Source organism: Microbispora sp. H13382 (assembly GCF_014161445.1).
Lineage (GTDB): Bacteria > Actinomycetota > Actinomycetes > Streptosporangiales > Streptosporangiaceae > Microbispora.
The window spans coordinates 1-545 of record NZ_JABBXA010000068.1 but is presented as its reverse complement, the minus strand read 5'-3'; the positions used below and the strand labels follow the sequence as shown (position 1 = coordinate 545).

General features: G+C 69.2%; 2 protein-coding genes. Both read right to left on the bottom strand.

Features of this window, described 5'->3' with window-relative positions; translation table 11 throughout:
- The coding region (locus tag HHX41_RS39530; protein ID WP_182910021.1) for a DUF742 domain-containing protein at positions 1-347 on the bottom strand (347 nt) is incomplete at its 3' end.
- 4 nt (positions 348-351) lie between these two features.
- Positions 352-545 (bottom strand): roadblock/LC7 domain-containing protein (locus tag HHX41_RS39525; protein WP_396795948.1); only part of this gene is annotated, 194 nt, incomplete at its 5' end.

Genomic DNA, 545 nt, shown 5'->3' with positions numbered 1-545 from the left:
TCCAACTGCGGCTGATGCACATGCACCAGCCCCTCCGCCGCCATGTCCGCGATCACCACACGAACCACACCCAGCGGAATCCGCAGCAACGCCGACACCTCCGCCACCGACCGCACCTGACGGCACAGGGAGGCGATGGCCCGATGCTCCGGCGGCCTCGTGGACAGGTCGTAGTGCGTGGTCGTGGCGGAGGAGACCAGCGCCTCCAGCGCGAGCTGCATGCGGGGCGTCGTACGCCCGCCGGTCACGGTGAACGGGCGGACCGGAGAGGCGGGCTCCTCGGGGATCGGAGCGCCCGGCTGCCGTCCCCACGGGTCCGCACCGGGGTCCTGACCCCATGGATCCATCGCGTCACCTCCGGGGGTAGGACACGGATTGGAGTTCGGCGCGGACCGCGGGAGTCAGCACCTGACCCGCGCGTTCCACCAGCAACGTCATCTGATAGGCCACCAGACCCAGATCCGAATCCGCCGCCGCCAGCACCGCCAGACAGGACCCGTCACTGATCGACATGATCAGCAACAACCCCCGCTGCATCTCCACCA